Source organism: Stieleria sp. (genome assembly GCF_041595215.1).
GTDB lineage: Bacteria > Planctomycetota > Planctomycetia > Pirellulales > Pirellulaceae > Stieleria > Stieleria magnilauensis.
In genome coordinates, this window is sequence record NZ_JBFHKV010000587.1 from 1 (window position 1) to 5294 (window position 5294).

A 5294-nucleotide genomic window follows, 5' to 3' on the forward strand; every position below is an offset into this window, starting at 1 on the left:
AGTGTCAGTACGGCACTGGTCACCCCGACGTAGGCGTCGCCATAGACCTTTGCCGCTTGGGCACCCACGCCAGCGGCGCCCACGGTATGGGCAATCGTGTTCAGGCTGAGGATCGCGGACAGCGGTCGGTCGATGTTGGTTTTCAGGTCGATGATGCGTTTCGCGGACCTGGACGGATCCTGCTTGCGCTCTGCGATATAGCTAGGCGTGATCGAAAGCAGCACCGCTTCGGCAATCGAACAAAGAAACGAGAACCCGATGGCGATCAGGAGATAAATGATGAGAAGTACAAGGTCCACGACAATTTCCCCGAAAGACGCGATTGAACAGGCGAAGCATGAGAAGTGCAAGCAAACACCATGCCGTCGCCGCAAACTCCCTGAGTGGCGAGCCGACGAGGCGGGTGAGGTCTGCAGGGTCGACGGGGGGGCAGGAACTCGGCGTTACGTCGCTTCCACTTCTCCCTGCGACTCGGTTCCGGTTTCGATCCGGTTGCGGTCGGCGTCTTCGATTAAGTCGGAGATCTGTTGGAACAGTTTCTCAAAATCGACCGGCTTGGGGTGAAATGCATCGCAACCGGCCGCGATCGCACGCGATTCATCGCCGGGTAACGCGTAAGCGGTCAGAGCAATCACCGGAATTCGGTTGGCAGCGTCTGCCGCTCGGATCTGCATCGTTGCCTCCAGGCCGTCCAACTCGGGCATGTTGACATCCATCAAAATGAGCGATGGGTCCGACTGCGCCGTGGCCAGGATGGCTTCCAGCCCGTTGGTTGCTGTGACAACGGCATATCCGTGTTTCTGCAATTTCAGAGTCATCATCTCACGAATGTCGTCGTGATCGTCGACGATAAGAATTGTCTTCATGATCGGGCCTGTTGATGAGGGCAATGGGTTAAGGGGCTAACGATGCGATTGGCCATTCCTCCCGTGCTGGACGCCTAGACCATGGTCACGGTGTCGCGGCGGCTCAGAATGGAGTCTATTTTGGAGCGAGTCTGGGAATACGATGTCGCCATTCCGGTCGCGCCTGCCTTTCGGAACTTGATGAACAGCTTGTCAAAATTTTTGAATTTGCCGAGGCATGAAACCAAGATCGGTCCGGTGTAGCCCTCGTTGCGAATGGACCGGCACAAATACCTCGCTTGGACGAAACCGCCTTTGGGAAGCACCACAATGACGACCATGGATGGATCGCGTCGCGCAATCTCTTGTCCGACCTGTTGGGGGAGGATGTCGTCGTCGATGCTATCGAGGTTAAAAAGACCAACTCCGCCGATGCGAAGTAGATTTAAGACAAGCAATTCACTGAAGTGGTGCGATGTGCATCCGATGATGTTCGGGACGTCGACCGCACTTGCGACATCGATCTCATGATCCGACGGCTCGTCACTCGGGGCGATGCACCGATCAAGTTCCGCAATCAATCCGCCGGCCATGGCGAGCAAGCGGTTGGCGTCGACATCAGTCAAGTGTTCGTCGTCGTGGTCTCTGCGGATGCGTTTGATCATCGGGATCAAGAATTCATCACACGTTGACTCCAGAGTGTTTTCACGCGTGTGTTCGTTCAACATCTCCTTGGCACGGTGTTCGTCGCCGGCCAGCAAGCGTTGGTACAGACGCATCGACGGTTTGATCGCAACCTCTTCGCTCAGCAATGTCGAGAGAACCTTAAAACGTGGGACGTAGCGGCCCAGCACCACCAAGCAAACGGTCAGCGGCGTCGAAAGCAGCAAGCCGACTGGCCCCCAGAGCCAGCCCCAGAAGACTGCCGCCACGATCACCGCCACGGCCGAAATGCCGGTGCTGGTCCCGTACAGCCACGGCTCGAGAACGTTGTTGCTGACCAGTTCCATCGTGATGATGAGCGCAAGCACCGCCAACGCGACCCCGTAGCCCGGAAAGACCGATAGCGCAAGTGCCAGCGGAAAAACCGCGGCCGCGGTCGGGCCGAGATAGGGCACGAAACGCAAGCAAGTTGCCAGAACACCCCAAAGGATGGCGTTAGGAAAGCTGCCGGCCTCGGTCATCGTGACGCCAATGATGGTGAGCCCGAGCGTCAGCACGAACCCGTACGAGGCGTTGATGATGGACTGGGCCATCAGGTAGCGACTGATGCGGCTCGCGGCTTCGTCCAGGGCTTCGGTCGTCGTAACGTAGTTTCCTTGGCTGACGACGTAAATGATTCGATCGCGCAAGTCCTCGCGATGGACCAACATGAATAGCGCAAAGACGCTCACCAAACCGGCCGTCGCAAGGGGGCTCAGCACGGTTCCGGCCGTTGTCGCCCAGGAAGCAAGCGGGAGGTCTGATTGAACCTCTTTGACGTACAGCGGCGCCTTGGCGGAGGTGCCATCATGGGTGATGTCTTCGGCGTTCTTGGCCGGACCAGGTAGCAGCGTTTCCCAAAAAGAGCCTTCATCCGACGGCTCACCCACGCCGCTTTCACTCTCCTCGATCGCTTCGGTCACCTCCTCGGCGAGGTCTCCCAGCGACCCGCTCACCCCGGTCGTCATCCCACCAAGACTCCTGGCTTTGGCGACCAGTTCGTGTTTGTGTTTGGGGAGATCACCGACCAGTGAGGTCAGTTCCCGAGCGATCAAGGTGAATCCGCTCGCGAGCAGGATAAAGGCCAACGCAGCGGTCGTCACAACCGCCGTGATGTTAGGGATGCCCGCACGTTCGAGTCGATTGACGATGGGGCTGAGCAAGAACGAAAGCAGTAATCCGAGTGCCAGTGGAATGAAGACATCGCGGGCAAAGTACAGTGCCGCGACGATCAAAACCGTCGCGAGCAACTGTGCGACCGACGCAATGGTTGCGAGATCGGATTTACGGTTTGCCATTCACGATGTCATGTCTGCTAGAGTTCTCACGTGGTGCCGATCGAGGCGGTGCTCAAACGGCTGGTCCGCGTCGTCCCATGACCAGTCCAATGATGAACAGGACCAGGAACACGACGAACAAAATTTTTGCGATCGTAGCAGCGGTTCCGGCAACGACGCCAAAGCCGAGCACACCAGCGATCAAAGCGATAATCAAAAAGGTTAAAGCCCAGCCTAACATGGCATTCTCCAAGGGTTGAATGGTTTGCCTCGTGGCCGTGAACGTCACCGCCGTGCGAGGACTTTCCCCTCAATGCGATTGTCGTGCCAAAGTGAATTGCAGCGAATTTCGTGGCGTAAATCACCGTTGCCAGACGGTGCGCTGGACGTTTCGCGACCAGGATGGCCGTGAAATGGACAGCGGCAGCCCGTCGCTGCGCGTGTTCTCTGCAAGCTCGCCGCCGATGATGACCTGCTGTCGCGCCTGCTCCAAAGAAGGGGAGCACGTCAACCGAGCGTGGCGTTGCGTTTCGTGATTCGATGGATGCGATGTAGAATCAATAGCGAGACGGAGTTCAGGCACCGCCGGGAACCGTTGTCTTACACAGGGAGAGTCAGGTGAAGAAAATTGCAGTGACGTCGGCCAGTGGCCAGCTCGGTTCGGAAATCGTCAAAGCGACGATCAAGCTCGTCGGCAAGGAAAATGTGGTTGGTCTCGCCCGAACCCCTCAAAAAGCCCAGGCACTGGGTGTCGACATCCGGCCCGGTGATTACGGATCGCCAACGGAGCTCGAACACTCGCTGCAAGGGATCGACGCCGTCTTGCTGGTGTCCGGAATGGACACCCCCGACAATCGGATCGGCCAGCACCGCAACGTGATCGAAGCGGCGAAGTCGGCTGGGGTGGCCAAGATGGTTTACACCAGTATCCAAGGGGCCGAAGAAAACACCGCATTCTCGCCCATCGTGCAAAGCAATCGGCAAACCGAACAAGACGTCCGCGACAGTGGTCTGGAGTGGGCGATCGGCCGTAACGGAATCTACATCGAGCCCGACGTCGAGTACATCGAAACCTACAAGCAACGGGGAGAAATCGCGAACTGCGCCGGCGACGGCCTGTGTGGCTATACGACACGCTGCGAACTGGCGTTCGCCTATGCGCGGATGCTGACCGAGCCGAAACACAACGGTCAAACGTACAACTTGCACGGTGAAGCGATCACGCAAGCGACATTGGCCGACTACCTCAACAGCGCATTCGGCACCGACTTGAAATACCGCGAGATGTCGGTTGCCGAATATCGAGCCGATCGTGTCGCAGATCTCGGCGAGTTCCTGGGCAACATCATCGCGGGAATCTACGAAGGAATCCGCAATGGGGCCGCCGACAACGAAAGTCAATTCGAGACAGCCGCCGGTCGTCCCCACCAAAGTTGGCGAGAGTACTTCCGACGACTTTCCGGCACAACGCATCGACAGCGGCGAGGCCATGGGGGTGGCGGATCTGCGCCCAAGTGATGCTCGTCGCCTCGGATCGCCAGCGTACGGCGTTTCGCGTCGAGCCCGGATCGTCTCGCAATGCGTCTGCAACAACTCTCGTCACAGCGACGGAACGGCGTTTGCTGTGAACTGGTAAAGTGGGGCCAAGGGGGCCTTCGATTCAGGCCTTCGATTCAGTCAGGCCGACGAGATTACAGGTAGGATGGTGCCGATGAGCAATGAAACGATCGGCAACGATTCAAATCTACGCTTCGGTCTGGAACACTTCCCGTGGCTTGACCCGTTCGTCCCAAATCGTTGGTGGCGTGGTGGTTGGCTTCAGACGCTGTCCATCAAAGCGGTTCGAACAGACTTGGACACGGACCGATGGCCCGGTAGCGTCCAGTTCGATATCGTCGGAGATCAGACACCACCGGACGTGCTGAGTGGCTATTATTTGCCGGCCCAGGTCCCTGGCTCCGACCGGCCGCTGGTGGTGATCGTCCATGGGATGGGCGGTCACGCCCGTAGCGGCTACATGCTCAGCATGGCCGAGCGATTGCTTGAAGCCGGTTTTCCGGTCGTCCTATGGAACAACCGCGGCGCAGGGGATTCGGCACAAAGCTGTCGGCGATTCCACCATCCCGGGTTCACCGATGATTTGAGTGACTTGTGCGAGTATTTGCGAACCGACCGGTCGACTTGGTGTGAACACGGTTTGGCGGCGGTCGCGTTTTCGCTCGGCGGCAACGTGTTGTTGCGGTATCTCGCGGAGACCGGAGACGATTCACCATTTTCGATCGCCGCCAGTATCTCTACACCCCTGGACATGCACACGACGTCACAGAATTTGCGACGTGGTGCCAACCGCTTGTTCGATCGCTACCTGTTGCATCGCCAACGAAAAGAACTTCTTCGTGAAGGGAGCGACCTTTGCGACGAGGAGCGGCAGGTGATCCAATCGGCCCGTTCCGTTTGGGACTTGGACGAT

6 protein-coding genes are annotated in these 5294 nt (G+C 58.1%); 2 read left to right on the top strand and 4 right to left on the bottom strand.

What is annotated here, in order from left to right:
* The 4 genes from ABX749_RS20610 to ABX749_RS20625 all read right to left on the bottom strand — a co-directional run.
* A partial coding sequence (locus ABX749_RS20610) for a DUF21 domain-containing protein (RefSeq protein ID WP_372897632.1) occupies nucleotides 1-299 on the bottom strand: 299 nt, incomplete at its 3' end.
* A gap of 144 nt (nucleotides 300-443) precedes the next feature.
* Nucleotides 444-866, bottom strand: coding sequence for a response regulator (locus ABX749_RS20615; protein ID WP_145216328.1), 423 nt, complete (start codon nucleotides 864-866; stop codon nucleotides 444-446).
* 74 nt (nucleotides 867-940) lie between these two features.
* On the bottom strand, nucleotides 941-2845 hold the full coding sequence (locus ABX749_RS20620; protein WP_372897633.1) for an AI-2E family transporter: 1905 nt from the start codon (nucleotides 2843-2845) through the stop codon (nucleotides 941-943).
* Nucleotides 2846-2897: 52 nt separating this feature from the next.
* The gene (locus tag ABX749_RS20625) at nucleotides 2898-3065 is read right to left on the bottom strand and encodes a DUF1328 domain-containing protein (protein WP_095740319.1); all 168 of its coding nucleotides are present in this window, start codon (nucleotides 3063-3065) and stop codon (nucleotides 2898-2900) included.
* Between the two features lie 377 nt (nucleotides 3066-3442).
* On the opposite strand from ABX749_RS20625, the gene ABX749_RS20630 reads away from it, so the two are divergent.
* Complete coding sequence (locus tag ABX749_RS20630; RefSeq protein ID WP_372897634.1) at nucleotides 3443-4342, top strand: SDR family oxidoreductase; 900 nt, start codon at nucleotides 3443-3445, stop codon at nucleotides 4340-4342.
* 193 nt (nucleotides 4343-4535) lie between these two features.
* On the top strand, nucleotides 4536-5294 hold a 759-nt coding region (locus ABX749_RS20635), incomplete at its 3' end, for an alpha/beta fold hydrolase (protein ID WP_372897635.1).